This window comes from Bdellovibrio svalbardensis (assembly GCF_029531655.1).
Taxonomy (GTDB): domain Bacteria; phylum Bdellovibrionota; class Bdellovibrionia; order Bdellovibrionales; family Bdellovibrionaceae; genus Bdellovibrio; species Bdellovibrio svalbardensis.
On the sequence record NZ_JANRMI010000001.1, the window covers coordinates 748,880 to 772,802 of the forward strand.

Annotated in this window: 26 protein-coding genes; 11 read left to right on the top strand and 15 right to left on the bottom strand. The window is 46.3% G+C overall.

All coding sequences use genetic code 11. The annotated features are described in order from the left end of the window. Nucleotides 1-13 precede the first annotated feature (13 nt). Nucleotides 14-889 (bottom strand): ATP-binding protein, encoded by an 876-nt coding sequence (locus tag NWE73_RS03605; RefSeq protein ID WP_277576910.1) that lies wholly within the window; start codon nt 887-889, stop codon nt 14-16. Beyond that, the gene (locus tag NWE73_RS03610; RefSeq protein WP_277576911.1) at nt 886-1,359 is read right to left on the bottom strand and encodes a hypothetical protein; all 474 of its coding nucleotides are present in this window, start codon (nt 1,357-1,359) and stop codon (nt 886-888) included. Before NWE73_RS03610 ends, NWE73_RS03605 begins: the two co-directional genes overlap by 4 nt. Before the next feature lie 78 nt (nt 1,360-1,437). Here NWE73_RS03610 and NWE73_RS03615 point away from each other — a divergent pair, with 78 nt between their 5' ends. Then, nucleotides 1,438-2,787, top strand: a complete 1,350-nt coding sequence (locus tag NWE73_RS03615; RefSeq protein WP_277576912.1) for a hypothetical protein — start codon at nt 1,438-1,440, stop codon at nt 2,785-2,787. Between the two features lie 59 nt (nt 2,788-2,846). Here the strand turns inward: NWE73_RS03615 and NWE73_RS03620 are convergent, their stop codons facing one another. Then, nucleotides 2,847-3,896, bottom strand: a complete 1,050-nt coding sequence (locus NWE73_RS03620) for a hypothetical protein (protein ID WP_277576913.1) — start codon at nt 3,894-3,896, stop codon at nt 2,847-2,849. 202 nt (nt 3,897-4,098) lie between these two features. Between NWE73_RS03620 and NWE73_RS03625 the strand changes: the two genes are divergently transcribed. The 4 genes from NWE73_RS03625 to NWE73_RS03640 all read left to right on the top strand — a co-directional run bounded on the left by NWE73_RS03625 (nt 4,099) and on the right by NWE73_RS03640 (nt 6,317). After that, nucleotides 4,099-5,079 carry a TonB-dependent receptor gene (locus NWE73_RS03625; protein WP_277576914.1) on the top strand — a complete coding sequence of 327 codons (981 nt, stop codon included), beginning with the start codon at nt 4,099-4,101 and terminating at the stop codon, nt 5,077-5,079. Beyond that, on the top strand, nt 5,079-5,399 hold the full coding sequence (locus NWE73_RS03630; protein ID WP_277576915.1) for a hypothetical protein: 321 nt from the start codon (nt 5,079-5,081) through the stop codon (nt 5,397-5,399). Before NWE73_RS03625 ends, NWE73_RS03630 begins: the two co-directional genes overlap by 1 nt. A gap of 181 nt (nt 5,400-5,580) precedes the next feature. Next, nucleotides 5,581-5,889, top strand: coding sequence for a hypothetical protein (locus NWE73_RS03635; RefSeq protein WP_277576916.1), 309 nt, complete (start codon nt 5,581-5,583; stop codon nt 5,887-5,889). A 113-nt stretch (nt 5,890-6,002) separates the two neighbouring features. Continuing rightward, nucleotides 6,003-6,317 (top strand): hypothetical protein, encoded by a 315-nt coding sequence (locus tag NWE73_RS03640; protein ID WP_277576917.1) that lies wholly within the window; start codon nt 6,003-6,005, stop codon nt 6,315-6,317. A gap of 2 nt (nt 6,318-6,319) precedes the next feature. On the opposite strand, the gene NWE73_RS03645 is transcribed toward NWE73_RS03640, so the two are convergent. Together NWE73_RS03645 and NWE73_RS03650 are read right to left on the bottom strand one after the other, a co-directional pair. Further along, nucleotides 6,320-7,429: a sigma-70 family RNA polymerase sigma factor gene (locus NWE73_RS03645; protein ID WP_277576918.1), complete on the bottom strand. Its 1,110-nt coding sequence runs from the start codon at nt 7,427-7,429 to the stop codon at nt 6,320-6,322. Between the two features lie 5 nt (nt 7,430-7,434). After that, the gene (locus tag NWE73_RS03650; RefSeq protein WP_277576919.1) at nt 7,435-7,740 is read right to left on the bottom strand and encodes a polyhydroxyalkanoic acid system family protein; all 306 of its coding nucleotides are present in this window, start codon (nt 7,738-7,740) and stop codon (nt 7,435-7,437) included. A 312-nt stretch (nt 7,741-8,052) separates the two neighbouring features. Between NWE73_RS03650 and aspS the strand changes: the two genes are divergently transcribed. Further along, nucleotides 8,053-9,870: an aspartate--tRNA ligase gene (gene aspS / locus NWE73_RS03655; RefSeq protein ID WP_277576920.1), complete on the top strand. Its 1,818-nt coding sequence runs from the start codon at nt 8,053-8,055 to the stop codon at nt 9,868-9,870. Here aspS and NWE73_RS03660 read toward each other — a convergent pair. Next, nucleotides 9,854-10,534, bottom strand: coding sequence for a DUF4097 family beta strand repeat-containing protein (locus NWE73_RS03660; RefSeq protein ID WP_277576921.1), 681 nt, complete (start codon nt 10,532-10,534; stop codon nt 9,854-9,856). The genes aspS and NWE73_RS03660 overlap by 17 nt on opposite strands. A gap of 67 nt (nt 10,535-10,601) precedes the next feature. On the opposite strand from NWE73_RS03660, the gene NWE73_RS03665 reads away from it, so the two are divergent. Then, the gene (locus NWE73_RS03665) at nt 10,602-11,378 is read left to right on the top strand and encodes a DUF1266 domain-containing protein (RefSeq protein WP_277576922.1); all 777 of its coding nucleotides are present in this window, start codon (nt 10,602-10,604) and stop codon (nt 11,376-11,378) included. Between the two features lie 113 nt (nt 11,379-11,491). Further along, nucleotides 11,492-11,836, top strand: a complete 345-nt coding sequence (locus tag NWE73_RS03670; protein WP_277576923.1) for a hypothetical protein — start codon at nt 11,492-11,494, stop codon at nt 11,834-11,836. Here the strand turns inward: NWE73_RS03670 and NWE73_RS03675 are convergent. After that, nucleotides 11,833-12,729: a LysR family transcriptional regulator gene (locus NWE73_RS03675; protein WP_277576924.1), complete on the bottom strand. Its 897-nt coding sequence runs from the start codon at nt 12,727-12,729 to the stop codon at nt 11,833-11,835. The genes NWE73_RS03670 and NWE73_RS03675 overlap by 4 nt on opposite strands. Before the next feature lie 366 nt (nt 12,730-13,095). On the opposite strand from NWE73_RS03675, the gene NWE73_RS03680 reads away from it, so the two are divergent. Beyond that, entirely contained in the window at nt 13,096-13,536 is a 441-nt protein-coding gene (locus NWE73_RS03680; protein WP_277576925.1) for a hypothetical protein, read from the top strand. Here NWE73_RS03680 and NWE73_RS03685 read toward each other — a convergent pair. From NWE73_RS03685 to NWE73_RS03695, 3 genes are all read right to left on the bottom strand, one after another. Further along, nucleotides 13,463-14,581 carry a CpaF family protein gene (locus tag NWE73_RS03685; protein ID WP_277576926.1) on the bottom strand — a complete coding sequence of 373 codons (1,119 nt, stop codon included), beginning with the start codon at nt 14,579-14,581 and terminating at the stop codon, nt 13,463-13,465. The genes NWE73_RS03680 and NWE73_RS03685 overlap by 74 nt on opposite strands. A gap of 9 nt (nt 14,582-14,590) precedes the next feature. Next, the gene (locus NWE73_RS03690; protein WP_277576927.1) at nt 14,591-15,883 is read right to left on the bottom strand and encodes a type II and III secretion system protein family protein; all 1,293 of its coding nucleotides are present in this window, start codon (nt 15,881-15,883) and stop codon (nt 14,591-14,593) included. Nucleotides 15,884-15,981: 98 nt separating this feature from the next. Next, nucleotides 15,982-17,085: a hybrid sensor histidine kinase/response regulator gene (locus NWE73_RS03695; protein ID WP_277576928.1), complete on the bottom strand. Its 1,104-nt coding sequence runs from the start codon at nt 17,083-17,085 to the stop codon at nt 15,982-15,984. Nucleotides 17,086-17,305: 220 nt separating this feature from the next. Between NWE73_RS03695 and NWE73_RS03700 the strand changes: the two genes are divergently transcribed. Together NWE73_RS03700 and NWE73_RS03705 are read left to right on the top strand one after the other, a co-directional pair. Beyond that, nucleotides 17,306-19,489, top strand: a complete 2,184-nt coding sequence (locus NWE73_RS03700) for a hypothetical protein (RefSeq protein WP_277576929.1) — start codon at nt 17,306-17,308, stop codon at nt 19,487-19,489. 54 nt (nt 19,490-19,543) lie between these two features. After that, nucleotides 19,544-20,806 carry an amidohydrolase gene (locus NWE73_RS03705; protein WP_277576930.1) on the top strand — a complete coding sequence of 421 codons (1,263 nt, stop codon included), beginning with the start codon at nt 19,544-19,546 and terminating at the stop codon, nt 20,804-20,806. Between the two features lie 234 nt (nt 20,807-21,040). Here the strand turns inward: NWE73_RS03705 and NWE73_RS03710 are convergent, their stop codons facing one another. The 5 genes from NWE73_RS03710 to NWE73_RS03730 all read right to left on the bottom strand — a co-directional run bounded on the left by NWE73_RS03710 (nt 21,041) and on the right by NWE73_RS03730 (nt 23,923). After that, a complete protein-coding gene (locus NWE73_RS03710) occupies nt 21,041-21,949 on the bottom strand; it encodes a hypothetical protein (RefSeq protein WP_277576931.1) in 909 nt (302 codons plus the stop codon). Between the two features lie 20 nt (nt 21,950-21,969). Next, nucleotides 21,970-22,446, bottom strand: coding sequence for a hypothetical protein (locus tag NWE73_RS03715; protein WP_277576932.1), 477 nt, complete (start codon nt 22,444-22,446; stop codon nt 21,970-21,972). A 99-nt stretch (nt 22,447-22,545) separates the two neighbouring features. After that, nucleotides 22,546-23,265, bottom strand: coding sequence for a hypothetical protein (locus tag NWE73_RS03720; protein ID WP_277576933.1), 720 nt, complete (start codon nt 23,263-23,265; stop codon nt 22,546-22,548). Next, on the bottom strand, nt 23,250-23,639 hold the full coding sequence (locus NWE73_RS03725) for a hypothetical protein (protein ID WP_277576934.1): 390 nt from the start codon (nt 23,637-23,639) through the stop codon (nt 23,250-23,252). The genes NWE73_RS03720 and NWE73_RS03725 overlap by 16 nt, the downstream gene beginning before the upstream one ends. A 2-nt stretch (nt 23,640-23,641) precedes the next feature. After that, on the bottom strand, nt 23,642-23,923 hold the full coding sequence (locus NWE73_RS03730; RefSeq protein ID WP_277576935.1) for a Flp family type IVb pilin: 282 nt from the start codon (nt 23,921-23,923) through the stop codon (nt 23,642-23,644).

Genomic DNA, 23,923 nt, shown 5'->3' on the forward strand with positions numbered 1-23,923 from the left:
CTATTGAAGCGCTTTAATAATTGAGATGAATATTCTTTGATGTAGAGAACATTTTCTTCATGCCTTTATCGGTTGGGATCAGGGTTCCAAACAAAGAATAGGCATCGGGTTTAACAACCATATAAAAGCTTTCGATGCGGTCTAAGACCATCTTCAGACCCAGTCCAGCACCGCCGGTTCCAATTCGGGGAGTGGGGGGCTCATCATGGGAGTAGATATCATGAAGACGTTTGAGTATGTCTCGAACAACGACCGACCCGTAAGGATCCTGCACTAACACCAGCATGTGGCTTTTTGCCACGCCGATTTTGATCTTAATCTTCTGTCCTTCGGGCAGCGTGAAGTCATCACTGCGATTACGAACCTTGAACAGCGGCTTCTTATTCCGATCGACAGGAGCATTGAAAAAGGCGTTGGTGACCAATTCATCAATAACAGACCTTATCTCTGTGACCTGAGATTCGCTGGTTGTGGAAGGCAGTAAGCCCTTTAAAGCTTCCAAAACTGCCCATTTTTCCGTGGTTTCTGTAAGAGTGAACTCGTGTTCTGTGACTTCACCGGAAAATTGCAGTCGGAAAAACCTCATCATAAATGCCGCAGGGTTATTGCAGAACACTTCATGCTCTAAGTTCATAAGGCCGGATAAGATTATTTCAAGTCTAAAGAGTGATGCTGACGTCTGAATGATTTGTCGTGCCTGTTTGGTGGTCAAAGCTCCGATCACATTCTTAATAGGAGCAGATTCGACAATCAGAATGTCTTTCCCGAGGTCATCTTTTTTATCAGTCTCGATGGGGTGCTCTAGGACGGAAAGGTCACCAAATAGTTCGAACAGGCGCGGAAATTCATCAGCAGGAATGAGGTCGGCATACTTGTCTTTGAGTTTCATCGGTTTTTGCCCAGGAATGAAAAATATTGGCTTTCAACGACATCGACTTCCATATCGTTTCCCAGGGAGTCTTTCACCGGCGGCCAGATTATTTTGCCATCCTCGGAGTACTCTGTTCCTTTTCTGAAAAGAACACTTTTCGTTTCATCAGTTCTTTCAGAAATATATGGAACCCAGAAAGACCCTACGCTCATGTTGGAGGTGAAAAAACCAGCAACCTGATTCAGTTGAATCATGAGGCAAGGGGGGCAGTTTTCCAGAAAGATTTTCGATTGGCGCAGGGATGAAACCCAGTGGACCCATACTTTGATACCAATGGAGTTGATCGACTGAAGGGAAAGGCAATCGATAATAATATTTTTGGCATGAGCAAGGTCGGGGAATTGGACGATCTCGCAGAGATGACCATTCAATTGAATCATGCACATTCCTTCATTTTTTTTAGTTTGGATCTGAAAATGTTCGCTCATAGTCTTGTTTTCAACTCTGTAGTCCCGACCTTTGCTTTACTATTTGTGAGTGTCTTTCCACAATGTTAACCTATTTTTATGACAAATATTCATCTCTTTATAATTTCAATTTCTTTGTCCTGTTTGATGTTTGGTCAGACTGCCAACGCCGAAGAGAGTTCTCCGGCGACTCCTGAAAAGGTCGAGGTGGCTTCGAAAGCAGAACCGCCGACAGCATCTACGACAGATGCGACGACTCCGACCTCTACGGAGGGAACGGATAAAGACAGCAATATTTTGATCGTCAATAAAAGTGAAAAACTCAGTGATAAAGTGCGCAGTATCCGCGACGCCATCGAAGTGGTTTGGTTTAAGCCGGAATCAGTGGCCGATGAAAAAGCCGGGACCGTGCGTATTAGTTTCGCAGGAACTACAAAGCCAGGCACGCGTGTTTATTTGCTTTCAAATGAAATTGAAACAGTGAAGGGTGATAAAAAAGAGAAGATGGTTTTGAAACCCACGGAGCTCAAGTATCTTCCGGGACTTGCAGATCCACGGGGAGTTTTTCTATTTGAGATGACCTTGCCTCCGGGGAACTATGAGATTCCAGTTTCATTTGTCGATCCTGCCGCGCAATCTATCAACGCCGCGAAGTCTTTCATTCTTCTTTTGAATGTGAGTTATAAAGAAGTTGTCTTTGGCTTCCGCGAGATGGATGGACGTGATCCTTTCACACCAGAGTCCGACTATTATGCCTTCGGTGGTGGTTTGAACTATGCAGTTTATAACAAATCGTCACCCGAAGTTCCTGCAGAAGTCAGGTTCAGTTCCTTCAAGATTCCATCGTTGCGTTTTGGCTATGCAAAAACATTGGATCCAAAGTGGCGATTTAATGCCTCGTTGTTATTTGCTCCTGGAGAAACTCAAAATGGCTCCCGAGTGCCCGTTAAAGGGGGATCTTATATTTGGACCAACTTAAATGCCGACGGTATTTACTCCAAAGAAACCTGGAAGAAAACTTATGGAAGGTATCGTGTGCGCTATGGTGTTCGGACTGGCTTGCAGTTGAACAGCATTCCATTCTTAGCTTCTACGACTAAAGACGATAACACTCAGTCCGTGCAAAATGTTTCGATGAATTACCTCTCGGTGGGTGCTCAAGCTGATATCATGACGGATGACGGCTTTAGCTACGAGGTGTTTATGCGAGCGGCACTGCCAGGTTTGTTGATGTCCTCCATTGACGCCAAAGACCTGATGTCCATTGATGGTTCTATCGGTGGAATGTACTTTAAAAAGAAAAGTGCCTGGGGTTACGGGTTGTATTGGTACGGGAACTGGATGAAGTTCAGCTTCAGTGAAAAAGACGCGTACTCGGATAAAAATGTTTCCGGTACATCTGATATTCTGTTTTCTAATTTAGAGTTCCGGGTTCTTTACAAGTATTAAAAAATTAGATGAAACAACAAAAAACCAGAGGGTAATTCCTTCTGGTTTTTTGTTTTTTATTAGAAAGAAAAGCGGATAAAAAGTCCTACTTGCGTATCGTTTTCGGTGGAACGCCCGCGAGTGTTCCCGGAACCTGCCGACCATTCAAAGGTTTTTGCTTTGGATTCATATCCTAATTTAAAACCCACTTTGGTGCTCTGATCAAGTTGGTAGCCGGGCTGCAAAAGAACGCTCCAGCCATTTTCAGTATAAGAGGAAAATCCATCGGGCTTTAAGAGAGGCTGTCGAAATAGCAATTGGATATCCAAAGCCCATAATGAATTCAGCGGCTGAATCCAGGTTGCCCCTCCGTAAAGGTTCAGGGTTGTATATTCTCGGTATGCAGGTGGTGAATCGCTGTCGTTCAGGCTGGCCTCTAAAGATCTTTCAAGTCCGCCTTGAAATTTAACTCGGCTGGCGGTGAAGAAAGTTTTCTGAGGTATATATGAAAGACCTGCGGTAAGGCGGTTCATTGGAAAACGGTCTGTGGAATTGGTCGTCTCTTGCAGGCCTTGGCGCCAGGATGCTTCAACTGCGCAGGATCTGCTGACGGCCCAACTAAATGCAAGCAGGATCGAAAGTGGATTCAGATGAGTCTTCGAAGTTTCAAAGTTTTGCGAATGAGTTTGCGAGGCATAGCGAGTGGCAGCTTCAAATTCGACCCAGTCCAATTCATTGCTGATGTCGGACCTATTTTGCTCGGCCTGCTCTATGGGGGCCGTCATTGATGGGGGAGGGGGTGGCGTATTGGTGGCCACAGTCTGCACAGGCTCGCCCGTGAGGAAAGGTGAGTTGGGAAGTTGTTCTGCCGGCGCTTGCGAAGAAGCTTTTCTTTTAATGGAAACTGGGGCGGCGATTTGCGGTTTTGGTTGTTCGAGAACCTCGGTGGCAGGAGTTGAGGCCGCTAAGGGTTCGGCCAACTCAGAAGTGGACGTTGATAGTGGTTCCTGAGCCGGCATCGGGGAAGCTTCGGCGGTTGCATTGGCAGTGGAACGACGGTCCCAGATGCTGTAGGCCAGTGCGGAAAAAATCAGGATGGCTGCTAAGACGAAGGAAGAACGTTTGCTCATATTAAAATTCTTACTGAGACAAATCTGTAAGTAAACATTTTACGCTGTATTAATGAATGAAATGGACTCCTCTGAGGACAACTTTGAAGATGGCAACGACCGGATTTCGGGATGACTCAAGCCCAGCTCATAAAATCATCTCAAGTTGAGAACTGAGTCGAAATATCTCAGTTTTAACAGAAGCTTGGCCGATGAGTCTTGCATGCTCAGATCGTACTTGTTGCTCATGCTCATTATTCCAACTTTGTTTCTTTGCTGCGTTCTTGAAGCCAAGGAAACAGACAATATCACGGGTCGCTACAAGCGCATTGAAGATAGCACGGAGATTTTAGATCAAGAGATGAATCGTCGTTTGAAAGAGCTCGAGGAAGAAGCGAATTCTGACGGCATTCCTTGCGACAAACCTCGGGACATGCGTGTGCTGTTTCACGATTTGAATGGATCAAGATTTTTTATCGGTTCTATGGAAAGCTGGGCTGAGGACAATGAGAAGATCGCCAAAAGAAGTATGCCTGCTCATGACTCTGTCTATGAAGGTGTGCTTGAAAATGGCTGGATCTTCAATCGCCTGAAACTGGCATCAACAATCAAGGTCAATGGTCAGTTAATTGGAACAGACAAGCTGGGCCATTTTATTGATCAAGGATTTGAATTCTATACTCCCTATCGCCAAAGTGGATACCGTATGTCGGTGGCTTTGGATGGCAGTCTGGGATCGGAAAAAGGTTATTCGGGCGGCGGCTCTACGGGGGCTGTTTCCTATGCCGATGCGACCGCCAACTATCATGGTATTCGCTTCTATCATAATTTAACTGAAGGGCAGAGTCCTTATTTCCGTTGTTCCCAAGGCAAGTGGAAACAAGTGCGGGCTTTTTCATTTTCAGAATACGTCGATGCGGGATGGGATGAAGGCATTAACTGTAGCGGCATTCCTTCTAAAGAGGGACGCGCGCAGTTTGATAAAAATATTCAAAAGCTTGAAGTCGAGGCGCAAAGAGCAGGCAAAGGCGAGCGTTATAAATGCCCTGCCGATCCTCAAGCCTGTGTCGAGATTCAAGCTCGCTACATGAGTGTCGATCGCTATGTGGTTTCACCAGAGTGTCGCAAAGCTGCGGCGACAACGACTCCAGTTTCTAAAACAGGAACGGGCACCGGTCGGAAAAACACTTCGGGGGTGAAGTGATGGATCCATGGTCTATTCAACAAGCGCAAAAATCCCTGGAACAGTTGGAGCAATGCCAGGGGCTTCGCTGTGTGTATGACTTCTTTGCCAAAGATCTTTCGAAGAATTCGCGCGAAGAAATTTATATCTTCATCAAGGATAACGGTCCCGCAAAAGTTTCCAAAGCTTGTGAAGCGAAAGAGAAGCCACGCCGAATGACAGCCAACGAAATCTGCTTTTCGGTGACTTTAAAAAAATTGGGGGATGTGCAAATTCTTTGGCGCAATGAAGAGGGGCAGTGGAAACTAAGTAATGCCTCCAAGCGAAAAGCGTCAGACTAGAAGTTGGCATTCGACAGCCCTTTGAAAGTCGAAATAATTTATCCAGCGTAATCTTACTCGGTATCTTTGGCCGGATCATTTTCACCTTTAGATTTTTATTCTGTAAGCTTCTTGAAGTTGGTCGTGACAGCGGTAAAACGCGAGTGGAGAAGTTTCAGGCCACAGCTCTATGATCAGATACATGAAAAAGCTAATTCAATTGATCACGGTGGCGATGGGTGTATTTATGATTTTAAAAGGCGCATATGCAGCTGACGGAACGTACAGCATGCGGTTTAAAGAAGTCGGGCTGGAGCAGCTTTCTACAGACCTGATTATTCATGATCGCGATGGCGAACCGGAATCCAAAGAAGTGAAAGTCGGTTGGACTGAGGACCTCAAGATTGTCAAATCACACTGTAAGGTCTCGGGTCTTCTCGCCATGGATGATGTCACAGGACAAATTCAAAAAGATATGCAAGCTCAAGCAAATCTACTTTGGTCATTCTAAAGATGGTCCTTCTAAAGAATTGTGTAATTCAAATTTGAGAGTCTAGGACTTCTGGCGCTTTCTGCTTGTCCTAGGCGACTCATGCTAGAATGAGGAACAGAACGGAGGCAGTTATGAGATTTGCATTATTGATGCTTCTCTGTTTTGCTCCTCAATTAGGTTTTTCTGCCGCTAGCGATGTCCAAAATATGTCAACTTATGATCCGGCGGTGGAACTGCGAAGAGCGCCAGCATCGAGCACCCGCAGCCCCAATTTGAAAGCCTGCTCCTATTATGCTGAAGGTTCGAGAGTCACAGATATCACACGTCTGCAAATGCGACGTCTGTCTTGCGAAGAGAATCAATCTCGAGATATCAAATTGCCCGATCGTCCCGAATCCGATGTGTACAGAGTCGGAGAGCCATTTGATGTGCCAAAACGAAATTAGTTCTAGCTTTCCATTTTAGTTTTAATTTTTTTAAGAACACGGGCTTCCATCTGACGAACTGCTTCGCGGGTGATGCCGTGTTTTTCGCCAATTTCCTGCAGGGTCAAAGGCTCATCATTCAGAATTCTTTCATCCAGAATGATTTTCTCTCGCTCAGAAAGTTCCGGGCGGATTTCTTCGAGTTTCTCTTTGAGGATCGCCAGTTGCTCTTGTCTTGCCAGTTGTTCATCCAAGGGTTGGTCAGAGAAGTCTTTTTGCATTTCGCCAAGGCTGGTGCCGGATTCATCGTCAACGGGACGATCCAAGCTGACGTCACGGCCTGACATACGCATTGCCATATCGCGAACTTCATCTTCAGGAATTCCCAATCGATCACTGATCAGAGCCAAGCTGGGCTCGATGCCCATGGCATCAAGAGCTTCTTTTTCTTTTTGCAACTGATAGAAAAGTTTTCTTTGGTTCTGGGTTGTCCCGATGCGAACCATGGAGTACTGACGCATGAGGTACTCTTGAATATAACCGCGAATCCACCAGACGGCATAGGTGATCAAACGTGCCCCTTTATAGGGGTTGAATTCACGAACGGCATGCATCAAACCGACATTTCCTTCTTGAATCAGGTCAATCATCTTGGCGCCGAATTTAGAATACTCCGCTGCAATTTTTACGACGAAGCGCAGGTTGGCCTTCACCATCGCTTGGGCGGCTTCAGGATCCTTGGTTTCAAAATATTTTTTCGCCAATGCGGTTTCTTCTTCTTTAGTTAAAACCTTGTAGCGGCGGATTTCATTTAAATACATTACCAGTGGATCGGCAGATGTCAGAGCTTTCGAAGAATCACTGACAACGACATTCTTTGGAATGACGATCTCTTCGGGGATATCTTCTTCCACACTCGGTACGGCATAAGCTTTATCGGCTTCGACAGGGCTCAGCTCATCATGGACGTCGTGAGTGGCGGTCTCGTCCACAACTTCGGCAACTACCGGCTTTACTTCCACTTTATCTTTGGCGCTTTTGGACAAAGGGCGAACACCAGTGGCTTTTGCAGTCACTGTTTTTTTCTTCCCAGAATCAGTTGAAGAGGGGGTCTTCGCCTTTGTTTTTGCCATAAAAATTAAGCTAAGTATTTAGCAAGCTTCTTTTGCAAAGTCTCGGTAACTTTGCCTTTGAAAGGTGCCAGCATGAAGGGGAGGTCCACCGTGACGCTAACTGTGCTGCCATTGCCCGCAGCGGCAACAAGCACATCAGCTTTAAATTGAGAGCCATTCATTCTGCAACTCATTGCACTATCATTGAAGTCGCATTGGAGCTTTGGATCAAATTTGCGAATGTCTTGATCATTTGACAGGAACTCTTTGATTTTCGCATAGGCCTCTTGAATGGGCTGAGAGCTTTTATGATCAATAGTAAATTTAGGCATGAAGGTCCTTTCGGGCTGAGCAACCAAGTCGAGCAACCAAAATTATATCTTTTTAACCATAGCATGGCCAAGGAGATGCTGATTTTGGTCTTAGGCCTAGGAAATATGGCTGTCCTGAAATATTGAGTCGGAAAAACAACCTGTCAATGTGGGTGCAGTCGAATATTTTCGGGAAGGTAGGCCACGCGCATCAGGGGGCGGAAGGTATAAGGCTTAATTTTCAGACACATAAGGAGATGCTTTTTGACTGCATGCAGGTGAAATGACAGTATATGTGCCTGGTAGTTGTCCCTTCACACAAAAGGTTTTCCAATGAAGTTCGTAAGCCAGTTAAAAAGGTCAGAGTACTGTGGCAAATTAGGCAGTTCTCATGTTGGTCAAAAAGTAGTTTTAATGGGTTGGGTGGATGTTCGCCGTGACCACGGAAGTCTAGTGTTTATCGATTTGCGCGATCGTGAAGGGATTGTGCAAGTAGTTTTGGACCCGAATAAACCCGAAACGGCTGCCTCTAAAAATCTTCGCGGTGAATTCGTTTTGGCCGTGGAAGGTATCGTGCGTGCACGCCCAGACGGTATGAAAAATACTAAAATTAAAACGGGTGAAATCGAGATCGAAGCAACTCGTTGCGAAATCTTGAATGAATCCGCAGTGCCGCCATTCCAAGGTGGGGACGAGAACGTTAACGAGATGTTGCGTTTGAAGTATCGCTATTTGGATTTGCGCACACCGCGTTTGCAAAATCATTTGATGACCCGCCATAAAGTGGCGCAGGTCGTTCGTCGTTTCCTGTCTGACAATGGCTTCCTGGAAGTGGAAACTCCGATTCTTTATAAATCAACACCGGAAGGCGCCCGCGACTATTTGGTTCCTTCACGCGTGAATCCAGGAACTTTCTATGCGTTGCCTCAGTCTCCGCAAACGTTGAAACAGCTTTTGATGATTGGCGGTTATGACCGTTATTTCCAAATTGCTCGTTGCTTCCGTGATGAAGACTTGCGTGCAGATCGTCAGCCAGAGTTCTCGCAAATCGATATGGAAATGTCTTTCATCGATCAAGAGGACATCATGGCGATGAATGAAAAACTTTTGCGCACTATTTGGAAAGAAATCAAAGGCATCGACGTGGGTGAAATTCCACGCATGACTTTCCAAGAAGCAATGGATCGTTACGGCAACGATAAACCTGATACGCGTTTTGGTTTGGAAATCAAAGACTTGAAATCGGTCGTAACAGGGTCGGGCTTTAAAGTTTTCGACGATGTTATCGCTCGCGGTGGTATCGTGCGCGGTATTGCTGTGCCTAAGGGCGGCGCTTATTCTCGTGGTCAGTTTGATAAATTGACTGAAGTCGCTAAGCGCGGTGGAGCGAAGGGCTTGGTTTGGATTAAGGCGGAAGCGGATGGCACATTTGCTTCTCCGGTATCTAAGTTCTTCAGCCAGGAAAAATTGGCAGAGATCTTTAAGACTGTAGGGGCTGGAACTGGCGACTGCGCGTTGATCGTTGCAGATGACTACGACATAGCTTGTGCGTCTCTATCGACTTTGCGTATGCACGTGGGCAGAGAATTGAACTTGATCGACACCAGTAAATATAAATTCCTGTGGGTCGTGGACTTCCCATTGCTTGAGTACTCTTCGGATGAAAAACGTTGGGTGGCTCGCCATCATCCGTTTACATCTCCGAAAGATGAATTCTTCGGCGATCTCTTAGGGAACAACGAAGCTGCTTATGGCAAGATCCTGGCGAAAGCTTATGACCTTGTATGTAACGGTTACGAAATGGGTGGCGGAAGTATCCGTATCTATCGCAATGAGATTCAGCAGGCGATGTTCCGTTTGTTGGGTATGAGCGAGGAAGAAACGAAACATAAATTTGGTTTCTTCTTGGAGGCTTTGAAGTATGGTACTCCTCCTCATGGTGGTATTGCTTGGGGTCTAGATCGCCTTGTGATGCTATTATGTGAAACAGAAGCCATTCGTGAAGTGATCGCCTTCCCTAAGACGGCGAAAGCTTCTGACTTGATGTCAGATTGCCCAAGCGAAGTGAATCGCGAACAACTGGCTGAAGTGGGTGTGCGCTTGAGTCCTCTGGCTGAAAAAGCTTTGGAAGATTCTAAAAAGAATTCTTAATTGAAATATTCCCAGAGGTGGTCACGATACGAATCTTGCCCACCTCTGCGGGATTAATTCCTTCGACTACCTTGCTGTCCTCACTCCGACTTCGTCGGAGTAGTTCGTTTTCAATCTTGCCCGTACCGGACTGCAAATCAAATTCATAGAGTTTATTTTTAGGAACTGTCACCTCGACCGATCCTTCGATGTTTTCTATCGTGATCGGTGCCACGTAATTTTTTGGCAGATAAATTTTGGCAACCAAAGAAGAGTCAGAAACAGAACTGCTTTCATGACCATTGATATTGATATGAACCCAGTTGCTAGCCAAAGGTTCGTGAATTTCCAGGACTAAGTTTGAAGGATCTCCACCTTGTGCGATGAAAGGACCTCGCTCGAAGCGGGGGATTTTCCCAGTCATCTCAATTTTCAGGCTGGGCCCGTCATAGGGAAGCACTTGAATATTTGTTCGACCGGAATTGATCTGCAGACTTTTAATTCCTTGAAGAAAGAATTCGGCTTTTTCCTCATAAGGCTCACCTTGAGTAAGTTTTGATGTTACGGAATTAAAAGCATCAAAGATTGATTCTGGATGATTGAACACATAGCCCATCATCAAGATTAAAGAGCCAACAAGAACCAGAAAGAGGGCCGCAAAGCCTAGAAGAAGCTTCTTCAACATAGACTTCTAATTTAACACATTGAAAATGAGTAGGAAACGTAATTGAATAAAGTAGTTAGGAGAACCTGTGCAGCGCGTACTTCCTGAAACTGACTTAGAAAAGAAATTGATGAGCATGGCCGCGGTTTTTATTGAAGAAAACCATGTTCTGGATGATTTGTATGAAATCATCGGTTCTGATTTGGTCGAGGGCAAAGAGCTGGCTCCTGACGTCAAAGAACAAGTTCTCGATGAAATCGGGGAGTACTTCTTCCGCCTGGACCTAAACTGGGGGGAAGAGATCAAAGAAGACTGTCTGGTCATCCTCGAAGACTTTTGGGGAGTGAAAAGCAAAGAAGCCGCTTTGAAAACTCTCGAGGATATCCGCACTCAAGGGCATCGTACGAAGTTCAATGTTCTTAAGAATATTGCAGTGGCAGATGAAAAAATGTCGGCCGCCTCTTTGGAAAAATTCAAACAGATTTTCAATTTTGATTTTGCCAGCGAAGAGCAAATGCAGATGACTGATGATGATCACCGTCTGCTGGCGAATTGGATGAAGAAGACAGATCGCTTCATCGGCGAATGCGGAATTTTAGCCTGGGACATCGCACGCGCAGTTCATCTGGCGCGCCTGTCCTTCATCGTCGGTTATATCGACGACAACCAAGCTTGGGCAGAAATCCTTAAACTTGCCCCTCTTGCCGAAGGAAAATTCAAAGACTGGCGCGAATTCGCCTTGAGCTTCATCATCGGTCGCACCTTCTGGGCCGGCGAAGAAGATCCTCAAATTAAAATGGTCTGCGAGCGCCTCCTCGGCCACCCCGCAAGCCCATGGCAATTCTTCCCCCTCAGCAAAGACTAAAAAGGTGCCTGCCATCTTTTTGGGTCTACAGTGCGTTAGTTGAGTATCTTCGTCTGATAAAAAAGCCCACAAAAGTTGTGGGCTTTCTCTTAGAAAATCGATTTAATTAAAGTATGAAAAGTTCTTTAATTTTAAATGCCTTAGTTTTTCTTTGTCTTTCATCCTCTACTGCTTTTGCTATAGAAAGTGGACTGTATGAATGCACCAACGGCAACAATGCCAGCATCTGTCCTCAAAAGGTGATTGTAAAACGCCAAGAGGGCAGACTCGCCAGTCTGAAAGTTTATTATTCAGGCTACTGCAACGATCAAGGACCTTACTACTATTCCTGCAACGAGACTGTATGCGGTGATGGAGTCATCGAGTTTTCCAAGATCGAAGACTCCGGCTATCACTGGGAAAATCGCGGCTACAAATTCACCTGCGACTTTCAGAAAAGCTCAGCAGCAGGACGCTAGAGTTTTTTTGCCTTGTTAAGGATTTCCTCCAGGAACTCCTTGAACCAAGTCAGTCGACTGAGGTCTCTGCGGTAATAGATATAGAATTCCGTGCGAACGGATTTATTTCTGATTCGATGCGATTGATGAAGATAACTGGCCTGTGGGCGAACATAGCTGGAAGGAATGACCGACCAGCTTTTTCCAGCGTGCACTCGCTCCTCGAGGGTGAGCCAATCGCGAACTCGGAAATCAACTTTGACCTGTCCCTGCAGTTCCTGGAAAAAATCCAGCTCTTCGGAGTAAAGGCTCATAGGGTATTCAGTTCTTTTTTCTAGCCACCAAGATTGCAGGTCTTTGCTTCCTTTTAGAAAACTTTTCGGTACCACCAAGGTGGGTTCATCTTCAAAAAGTTTTTTGCAGACATACAGTTCAGTATCGTGAAGATCGCGAGTGAGAATGACATCATAGTTGCCCTCTTTCAGATGTCTTTTCAATTCCGCAGAGCTGGCTTCGAACAAATTCAGACGACCATCAAATGTGACCGCAGTCAAAACGCGTCTTAAAACTTCAATATGACCAGCCACCGAAATAGCAACATTCTTGGCGGATGCAAAATTTTGCACAGAATGTCTGATGTCGACGGGGAGGTCGCCCAGGCGTTTCTTAATCTTTTCATAGAGATCTAAAGCAAAGACTGTGGGTTCTTTTTTGCGGCCCCGCAATTCAAAAAGAGCCAGCGGAAGCCCGTCTTCGAGTTGAGCAAGATGGCGGGTGATCGTTGGTTGAGTGGTTTTTATCTTCTCAGCAGCCCGCTGAAGAGTTCCCTCTTCTATGACGGCGATAAAGCTTTCCCATAAATACAGTGGAATGTCGGTTTGAATACTGGAGTGAAGTTTCATAACTGAAAGCATACATAATTGTATGATAGTTATGGAAGGATATCGATGGTGCGGCATCTAGCGCTCCGGCAAGAACTCAAGATGGCCAAACTTTGACTACACACGGAACAACTTCAACCCCTCCGTCACAGTTCAATAGTTGATGGTCGTAGTAAAGACTAAAGACACAAAAAGGCAGAGCCCTCTCCGGCTCTGCTTTTTTATGCCCCTAGCAACAGCATCATAGACCCAAAAAAGTGGCAGGCACCTTTTCCGAAAGGATGGCAGGCACCCCAAAGGTCTAGTTATTGGAGGAGTGTCTCAAGTTTGGGCGTTTCATACCGATACGTAGATTGTGAAGGCTAGGATGGCTTTTACGAAGTACACACGGAGGTGTGAATGGAAAAGATCAGCAGTATTCTTCCGGCAAGTCCGCGCATGAAAGTGGCTGAGTTATCAGCATCACAACCGGCGCGACCTGGGGCTCCTTTGATGGGCAGACCCGAAGGTAAGAACTCAATGGGTGATCGCATTACTCTGAGCAAAGAGTTGGAGCGCATGCGAGAGTCTGGGGATCTTCCAGGGCTTGAACCAGCACCGACTTACAAAAACACCGCTGAGAACAGCAAGATGAAAACGATTGAGGACTTGAACAAGAAGTTCTTCCAAAATCCGAAAGATATCGCTCGCGATAACGGTGGATTGACTCGATCTGAAGAAGTCTTGAAGAGTGTTGAAGACAGTGAGTCCGTCGAGCGAGGCGAGCCTAAAGTGGTAGCTCCACGGGTTCAATCAGAAACCCCTGGTCTTCAAGCGAGCATAGTCGATAAGCCCCTTTAAATTTTCTTTCACCTGAAGCAACTCTCTCTGTCACGACCACATAGTCGAGAGAGAGTTGTATCAAACGTCGAATGGCCGAAAGACTCCATTGCGGAGCGCCCATTTGAATCAACATCTCCAAGCGAATTAAAGCCTGGCTGGCATCTTGAGCATGCAAGGTCCCAAAACTTCCCGAATGTCCCGTTGCTAAAGCCATCAAAAAATCCTTGGCCTCTGCGCCACGTACTTCACCCATTGCAATTCGATCCGGTCTTAATCGCAAAGCTCTTTTCACAAGTTGAGTTTGATCAACGGTCGGCAAGAGTCCGTGCGGATCTTCCCGAGTCAGCAGCTTCATACAAGCGGTATTCGGCAAAGCAATCTCTGGAGTATCCTCGATGACAACCACCCGCTCATTCGATGGCAAGAGATTCAAAAATGAATTTAAAACAGAAGTCTTCCCAGATCCCGTAGATCCCACTACCAAAAAACTTTTTCGTTGATCCACCAACTTTTGAAAAAAGGGAAGCCACTGAGGATCGCACCATCCCTTGTCGGCGAGCTTCGCAAAGGTCCAAGGATTCTTGGGGTGCCGACGCAAAGCCAGATGCGGAGCTGATTTGGTCAAGTCGGTTCCAATGAGACTCAAACGAAACTCCAAGAATTGCCCATCAGCGCAAGGATGTTCCACAGAGATATGAGTTTTCGCCTGCTGACAAATACGCTCTAGGCAATTGCGAAAGCTCAATTCTGAAAAAAAAGAGTCTTCGTGGGGAAAAAGCCGTCCTTCTTTTTCAAACCAAATATGCGAAGGCCCATTGATCAGAATTTCAGTGATGTTTTCATCCGCAAGCAACGAATCCAAAGGCCCCCACGATTCAAACTCCGCACAGACGCGTGCTTTCACTTCGCTGGCGAGCCGCTGGGTTTTATCATTAATAATCGAATCTATTCTGTTGGAACGAAGGACACTCTCATCGTCGGAAGAGAGCATGTATTCGTTGATCTTCAACAGGCCAATTTCATTTTGTATAAGGTTGTAGGTCTTCTTTGCTTCTTGAATCATAAAATCCTCTTAGAGGTCGCCAATGTGTTCATTCGATGGACCTTCTTCGCCTTCTTTCAAAATCGAGGGCTTAACAAAGATCACCAGTTCCGTGCGATTCTCCTTAAACTCTTTACTGCCAAAGAGGGCACCAATAACGGGGACGCTGGACAGGCCGGGCAATCCTTGGCTGCCGCGAGAATCTTCGCTTTTCAGCAGACCTGACAAGGCGATGGTTTGAGTTCCCGTTAGATCAAAGTGACTTGAAACCCGATTGGTCATGATTCCCGGGACATCATCCACTTTGAGGGCGTATTCCACCCGCGAGATTTCCGTCTCAATAGAAATACTCATCCGTCCCGAGGCATCGGCCTTGGGTTTCACTTTGAGTAAAATCCCGAAACGCTTCCACAAAATATCATGGACTTCATAGTTCATGACTTTGATCGGAAATTCGCCTCCGGCTAAAAACTCCGCCTCTTTGCCACTGCGACAAATCAGGTTTGGACTGGCTAAGATCTTTGCTTGCCCGCGGGTCTCCATGGCTTGCAAGGCCAGTTCAAGATCGCTGAAAAGAGTTCCGCCAGAAGCCAGTAAAGTGGCCTTATACTGACTCGGCCACGAGATCCCATGCTTCACCATAAATTCCCTGGAAACTTCAGCAACGGTGATTTGCACTTTGATCGTCGGAGCGATATCCAAGCTTTGCTCGTCGCGAATAATTTGAATTCCAAATGGTCTGAGCAATTGTTGATACTTCTTATAAGTGATCTCACTGCCCACGATCCGCACTTCAGGAGCCGGTTCAAAGATGATTGTTTGCGGCGGAATCTTGGCCTTCTCAAACAAGTCATTAAAATAGCTTTGTGTCTCTTTTTGCAAAGACGAACTCATTTGCGCGCGCATTTGATAGAAGACCGTCGTTTCCCGAATCGTCTCTGCCAAGCGAAGCCAGTCGGCAAAGCGATACAGGCGACCGCTGACGAAAAGATTTCCTTCTGCCAAAGCCGGCGTAAGACCGACAATTTTTTGCAGGCTTTCCTTGAGAGTTTTATAAATGTCTCGTTTGTCGGGATGAAGCACTTGCGCTTTATAGATCTCGGATCCGATTCGCAAAGTGGTCATACCTTCCTTGCGGGCTTTTAGCAGGACACGGCCGCCAGCTCCTTCGGCCTGAATGATTTGCCCATCTTGAATCCAAATGCGCGGAGCCCCTTTGGGAAGGGCTAAGCTTTGAGTCTCACCCAGTGACAGGGTGAGATCTTTTGCTGAGGCCAATTGAGAGAAAGCTGGAATAAGAAAAATTAGCAGGAATGATTTCATGGAAAGGACCCAAGCAAGCATTGGGCCCTTTATTCAAAAGACGGGGTGAGAGTCAGATGCGGACACCGGACAAATGAAGCGAGGGCTGCAAAAGTCGGCTAAGCCAAAGGCAACTCAAAGTAAACCATCACGCCCTTGTCGGTGTTCTTAAACTGCAAAGTCGAGTGATGCGATTTCAAAATAGACTGACAGATGGTAAGACCCAAACCCGTTCCCGTAGAGTGGTGCATGACATCTTCATCAATATAGAAAGGCTTCATGATCTTATCGATAATCTTCAAAGGAACATGAGGTCCCTTGTTGTGGACGATAAAGCGCAGATTGTTGCCACTTTTCATGCTCTCTACATGGATCTCGCTGTTGTCCGTTCCAAATTTCGCGGCATTGTGAATCAAGCGCTGCATGACTTGTTTGATCAGGCGAACATCTGCTTTGATATTCAAAGGTTCGAGCTTGGTCACAACGGTCTGATGTTTTTGTGCCAGAAGGTTTTGGACTTCTTTGGGCTGCTCGTCGAATTGAGTGAAGGCGATGTTCTGAGTATCGATCTTCAATTGATTTGTTTCAGCGCGAACGATTAACAAAACATCTTCGACCAGATTTTTTAAACGCTCGGCGCTTTTGCCGATGCGATTGACCATCAACTTGTCTTCCTCGTTAAGAGGGGATTCCGCCAATAAAGAAGAAAAACTAAGAATCGAAGTCAAAGGTGTTTTCAATTCATGGTTGATCAAAATCATGAAGTTGGATTTGGCAACATCAAGACTTTTGAGTTCTTCCAAGGCTTTGGCAAGTTCAGCATTTTTTTGTTTGAGCTCCTGGCCAATAGTAAAACGCTCAATCGCGTGATCAACCGTGTTCGACAAATCCACTGGATCCCAGGGTTTTGTGAGGTAGCGGAAGATCTGTCCTTTATTAACAGCTGTGATCACAGACTCAAGATCTGTGTAACCTGTCAGAAGAATGCGAATTGTCTCAGGATGAGATTCCAGAGTTTTTTCTAGAAACTCCACACCAGTCATCTCAGGCATTCTTTGGTCAGTAATAATAAGAGCAACCGGTCCTGGATTTTGGTCGAGAACCTCCAGCGCCTGTTTTCCAGACGTAGCCTTTAGTACAGTGTACTTACGACGAAAGAGCCGTTCTAGAGCGTCTACGTTGTCTATTTCATCATCTACACAAAGAAGTGTGTGCTTAGTCATATTTGGTAGTGTAGGATTTCGGAAAGGGCAGTGCAAAGAAATTTGCAAGAGGTCCTCTTGTTGTCATGGATGACGACGGAAAACTTTAGGAACATTTGCTGAACTACAGTCTAGTTTCCATGGGTTTTCCACAGATTTGCCTGATTTTGAGTCAAGTCTAAGTCCGATCCTGACGATGAGAAGAACTATAGAAGAGTTTTATCCTATCAGGAGATCATTTATGAAATTATGGATTCGCATAGCAACTCCATTCACGATCGTGATGAGTCTTGCGGCTGGTGCTCAAGCACAATCCTACGGATACGGTATGTGGGGCGGAATGCAATCATGTCCTTATCCATACTCAGCAGCACCTGGTGCTTCCAGTGAATTGGATGAAGTCAGAGAAATCCAGCAAACCATTAGTGAACTCCAAAAACAGCAAAAAGCGAAAAGCAGTGAATTAAAACGACTCACAGCTCGTGATATGCGCGACTCCAGAAATGCTATCAACGGTGTTTTGGGTGCCGAGTACGCTGAATTCGTGATGGGACACATCGACACGGGTCGCAGCTGTACAGAGTACAAAGGCATTGGCCAAGAAGGCGACACTATTGCTTCGGGTGAAGAAGGTGGCACGGCAGTTCAATCTCCTGGAACTGAAGAGACTTCTCCATTTGAAATTCAAGAGTGGGCTCAACTTTGCGATAAATCAAAAGTAGGTTCTGTATCGGGTTCGGTTTGTACGATCAGAAAGTTCAGAGCTGAAGACAAAGGAGCTTACACTGTTGAAGATTGTAAGAAGTCCCTTGTTGAATACAGAAAACAAAAACTCCAACAAGATAAATTGAAACGTGAAGTTGCGGGCCTCGATCGAATGATCAAAAATGAAAAAGATCGTTTGAAAGATGCAAGACAAGACGCGATCGACGCTCAACGTGAAGCTCAACAAGCTCGCCTTGAGGGTGGTATCTGTGAAGGTTGCGCGATGACTGGCAATGGTTACACTTATCAAAAACCAGAAACAGACTTGGGCAGTGTGATCGGTAACGTCTTTCTAGGTGGCGCGGCTACTTACCTGGGTTACAAAACAAATGAAATGACAGTCGATGCAAATGCAAGTCTTGGCTATCCTTCAAATCCATATCCTGCATGGGGTTACGGATTAGGATACTTCGGTCAAGCAATTCAACAAGCCATCGGTGGTGGTAGCGGTATTTACGGCGCTATCGGCGGTGGTATTGGTCAAGGTGCTTTCGGTTGCGCAGGCAACAACGGTGGTCCTTACGGTATGCAAGGTCCATTCGGCAGTGCGATGGGTAACGGCATGTGGGGCAACCCTTATGCAATGATGGGAATGAACCCTAACTTCGGTATGGGTGGAATTTTCAACGGCGGTATGGGTCCTTGGGGCGCAGCTGGTCCGTGGGGCATGGGCGGTCCTTACCCTGGAGCCATGGGTTATCCTATGATGGGTGGCATGATGGGTATGCCGATGGGTAATATGATTGGTGGAGTTGCTGGCGGCATCATGGGTATGCCGATGGGAGCAATGGCTGGCGGAATGGCTGGCGGTATGATGGGCATGCCTATGGGCGCAATGGCTGGCGGATATCCAATGGGCGGAATGGCCGGTGGTATGATGGGAATGCCGATGGGTTCTATGATTGGCGGCATGGCCGGTGGTATGATGGGAATGCCAATGGGTTCAATGGCTGGCGGTATGATGGGAATGCCAATGGGCTCTATGGCCGGTGGTATGATGGGAATGCCGATGGGCTCTATGATCGGCGGCATGGGCGGCGGAGTCATGGGAATGCCAATGGGCGGAATGGCTGGCGGCATGATGGGAATGCCAATGGGCTCTATGGCCGGTGGTCTCATGGGAATGCCAATGGGCGCGATGGCTGGAATGCCGATGGGTGCAATGGTCGGCGGAATGGCCGGCGGCATGATGGGTATGCCGATGGGCGGAATGGCCGGTGGTATGGCTGGCGGTATGATGGGTATGCCAATGGGTGGAGCCGCAGGCAGCTTGGGCATGATTCAAATGCAACAGCAGATGATGCAAATGCAAATGCAGCAGTATCAGTCTTACATGCAACAGCAACAAACTTATATGCAACAGCAAATGCAACGTCAGCAAGTGGTTGCTAGCTTGCAAACAGAACTTTACGGTTTGATCTCTAGAATCCAACAAGTGCAGTATGGTTACGGCACAAGCATGGGTGGATCTATTGGTGGTTCATTCGGTGGCGGAGGCTACCTTGGTGGCGGCACAGGAACTTACCCAATGGGTGGTTTGACAAGCTTCGGCGGTGCAACTGCAGTCACTCCAATTGGTGGTGGCGGCGCGACGGTGACTCCAATGCCAGTTCCTGGTGGAGGCGCAACAGCTGTGACTCCAATCGGTACAGGACGCTAATTTAAAATTTAAAACTTAAACAATGTAAGGCTCTCTGATAAAACAGAGGGCCTTATGCTTTTTAAGATCCCACGTCTTTATGACAGCCATACTCATTTTATTGCCACCGGGGAGTTTGCCTCGGGTTTGTATTTGACGGCCTTGAAAAATGCCGAAGAGATCGCGCAGTGGGATCTCTCCAAGCCCTCTTATCATCGTGGTGATTGGCTGTTGGGCTTTGGATGGAATGACAAGGACTGGAGTGTTAAACCCAGCAAAGAAATTCTCGATCGTCTTTTTCCGCACAAGCCCGTTTATTTTGCCAAAGGAGATGGTCATTCTTCTTGGGTCAACACGGCGGCATTACAAGCTTTGGGGTTGCGGTCTGAAACGGGTATTCTGACGGAAGCTGAACATCTTCAATCCTGGGATCGCCTTCCGGCTTTTTCAAACGAGCAGCAAAAAAATAATATTCTGGCGGCTTGCCAAGTTTATAACTCCGCAGGTTTTACGCATGTGCGTGATATGACGGGGACGGAGTCCTTGTGGAATTCCTTGTGTGAATTGGAAAGTGAAAATCTGCTGACGGTGGCTTTGGAAGAAAACTTCACTTGTTATGATCTCAAAGGTTTCGAAGATTCTTTGAAGTCAGCACAATACACACGCAAGCATGAGACAGCTTTGTTGCGCTCCAAAGGCGTTAAGTTTTTCTATGATGGTTCATTGGGATCTGAGACTGCTTATTTGTCGAAGCCTTACCGGGGAATCCCCAATGGCAATCGCGGTCGTACCTTGTGGAGCTTGCCTGACGTGGAAGTGATGATCAAGCGCACTTGGGAAGCGGGACTCGAGATCTCCGTTCACGCGATTGGAGATCAGGCGGCTCACGAGATGGTCGAAGTCGCGCGCAAAGTTTCCGCGCAAGGTTTTGTGGGAAGATTGAATCTGGAGCATGCCCAGGTGCTTCGCCCTGAAACTATTTTGATGATGAAGCCTTTGCATGTGCGCTGTCATATGCAGCCGTGTCATTGGCTGAGTGACCGCGTGTGGTTGCAAGAAAAGCTGCGCGATCTGTATCGCTATGCTTTCCCTTGGGAAGCTTTAAGAGCCGCACAAATTCCGATGTCCTTCGGTTGTGACAGCCCCGTTGAACCACCGTCTTTTGTTCGCAATCAAAAAGCTTTGGTGGAAAGCGTGGAAGCGCGAATCAAAAAGTTCACTGGCTCCATTGAAGAAGTTCATGCTCATCCTGATTCGCAATACGCGCCGAACTCTTACTCAATCATTGAGGATGATGTCGTTAAGGAAGTTGTGTTTTGCGGCAAGCGACTTGTGTAAGGACTCAAGGTTCATCAGAAGTCTGAAAAACTTTATGAATAAAGTTTTTCTTTTCAATAAAATCAAAATGAAACCGTGATTTGTTTCTTTGGGAGCGATGCAACACCGGCGCCGAAAGTGCGAGTTGACCTTACCCCGTTTTTTAGGTCCATCAAGTTAAGGTTATGGTTAGTTGTTTTTGACCCTTGCGCAGTTTTTATTACCAACACTTAGTATGGTGGGTATTGCAATTTCTTAAGGCTTATCAATCACCAGAGTCTTTCCTTGGGCGGCAAAGATCGCTCCACCAACAAGAAGGCCGCTTAAGGGATAGACCCACTTTTGGTTGTTCTCCATCCAGTTTGCAAATTGGGTTTTCTGGATAGGACGATGAACGCGCTTCGTGCAATCCTTTGAGAAAAAAATCAAGGCTTTGCTGTTCAATTGGAAATCATCAATTCTCGTCGAGAATCCTTCGCATGTACCCTCGATAAAATTTTCCATCACCAATCTTTGCTGCAGGAATTGGTCGTAAGTTCCATAAAAGGAAATACTTTGGGCCGAGTTAGCCAGAAGAGTCCAATGGTAAGATCTTTCTGGAAGAACCTCCGGCGAAAGATTCTGTTCGTTCAGATATAGCAACTGACTTTCGATGAGCAATGCCTGGGCTTGAGGCCATTGTCTGCGAATTGTCGGCAGATCGACTTTCAAAGTTTTGCATGGAGCATTGGTAACTTCTTCCGTCAAAAACTGGCTTTGGCATGACAGGTCCTTAAAAAAAGATGCTTCAGGTTTCTTAAGAGAAGTTGTCAGAACCTTTTCACTGAGATCGGCCAGAAAACTTAAGCTGACTTGAGTCAGTGGCGCACTTCTATGAAGGATTTCAATCTCTTGAATTAGCTCAGAAGCGGGGCGACCGAGTTGTTCTCCCAGAGTGAAAAGCTTCTCTTCTTGGGAGGCATTGGTTTGGATTTTTTCGATCTGCAAATCCACGATGGTTCGCACACCCTTGGTGTTTTTTGCAGTTTCGATAAAATCAATAGGGCTGGCCCCGGGAGCTTGAATGAGAATGAACTCTTGAGCTTCAGAAATTGCGGAAATGAACAGAATAAGTATTGCGATGAACTTCGATAGCAAGGTTTTAGATAGCATTTTCGATGTCATAACGGCTCCCAGTTTTGCCTCTAATTTTGATAGTCAATTCGGACAGATGATTTCTTACTTTCCGCGATCTCAGTGCCCTTAGAATCAGGATTTTGCACAACTGCGATAAAGGGCCCGGTCACACTGAGCAGTCGCGAGCTGTCGCTTTCCTTAATCAAAACCGCATACTGATTAGGATTAAGGGGAGCACGCAGCAGCTTGATTCTGGCGGCGACCTTCACATTTCTTTTTTTCTCAGCACCCGGCAAATAAAGATCGACCACACCACCCAGGTCTCCGACCAGGGAACTCAACGACTCTGCATTGGCGAGCTCAATCGGCACCAAAACAAAACCACGTGGAATGAATGTGTCGACAGAATTGGGAACATCTGGAGCCTGCGGAGCGGGGTTCTCTTCTTTCTTCTGAAGACTCATCATCATTGAGATCACGCCAAGCAGGAGAAAGGCCGCAAGATAGATTTTAGTATCGAGTTTGAGTTGGCGGATTTTTTCCATGGGCTTTCTCCTGTGTGAATTGATATTTCTGATGGCGAGCTTTACTTTGGCTGAGGTGGCTTAAGGCCGCAAAAAAGATAAGAACCACTAAAAGTAAAACTAATGAGACTTCGATAAGGATCTGTCCCTTTTCATTTGCGGAAACCATTTTGAATTCTCCTCTTTCAAAGTGACCGCACAGCTCTTTTCAAAAACATAGTTGCCGGTCAGGAAAGGCTGCAGCGGTTTAGTGATGCTCAACCGATACTGCCATCTTTGTTCCAAGGCTTGGCGGTTTGAAAAGTTCTCGGCAGGACTGTAAGTCGGAGGCCTGTCTATCGAGTCCGGACGGACCGCGAGTGTGGGTACTTTGCTTGAAAGTACTTGGAGCTCCGACTTAAAGAGCGGAATCGTGCGAAGTGTCTGATCTTTCTCGTTCCATAATTTTATCTGGTTGGAAGTGTGAGCTTTTAGCAGTAGCAAATTGCTTTGCTTAATCAGCTGCTGTTGTTGAGTGATCAGCTTCAAAACTTTGGCTTCTACTTGGGCCAATCGCGCGAGGGCGGCAGGATTCCCAGAAACAGCTTGAGCCTTCGCTTGAATGAGTTCCAGTTTAAGTTTGAGGGCAAGGGGATTGAGTGCCAGAAGACTTTTCAGTAGCGGAGCGACCGCCTCCTGTCCCTTGAGGCTTTCGCTGCGACAGATTTGATGTAGTTTTAAATCAATTTGCACAAACGAAACTATGGCAAAGGTAACCAAAATCAGGCCAATCAGTATTGGCAAAAGAGCCATCATCAAGGCCAGGGCAAAGCCTTTTTCATTTTTTAAAATGGTTTCCATGAAGAACCCGATCGCAAGGGTAGACGGAGTTGTTTTTCAATAACCAGAGGTGGGCCGAAGTTTTTGGCAATAAACGGGAAACGAATTTCAAGACGACCCTGAACCTTATTTCCCGAACGAGAGACAGAAATATTCTTTTCATTCTGGGTGAGCAAAATCTTGGAAATCTGCTGGTGCAAAATACTTTCGCAATCGCCAATTTTGCCGTCATCAGCGCAAAGCAAAGCTTCGTGAAGATAGAAGTCCGCGCAGTAATAAACCACCGAGCGATAGCACAAGAACAAAATAGATGAGAATGCTAAGATCACCAGCGGGAGCGCGAGCAGGCTTTCGACGACTCCCTGGCCGTTTTGATTTTTCCAAGCGGCAACCATAACTATTTCTGTTTGCCGCTGGAATTGACGGAGTCTTCAAAGAAGTTGCTGAAGTCGCGTTTCTTGTAAAGACTTTCGGTGACAGCATGCGCTTCTTTTTTCTTCGAGTCGGTGCCACCCAGAGCTTGTGCCACATTGGCAAACTGCACATCGATATTGGCTCCGACGACTTTGATAACTGCAATACTTCCGACTGCGACAATGGCGACGATGATGAGATATTCGATCAGGCCTTGGCCCTTATTGTTTAGTTTAATTTTTGTTTGAGGTGAATTGGTTTGCAT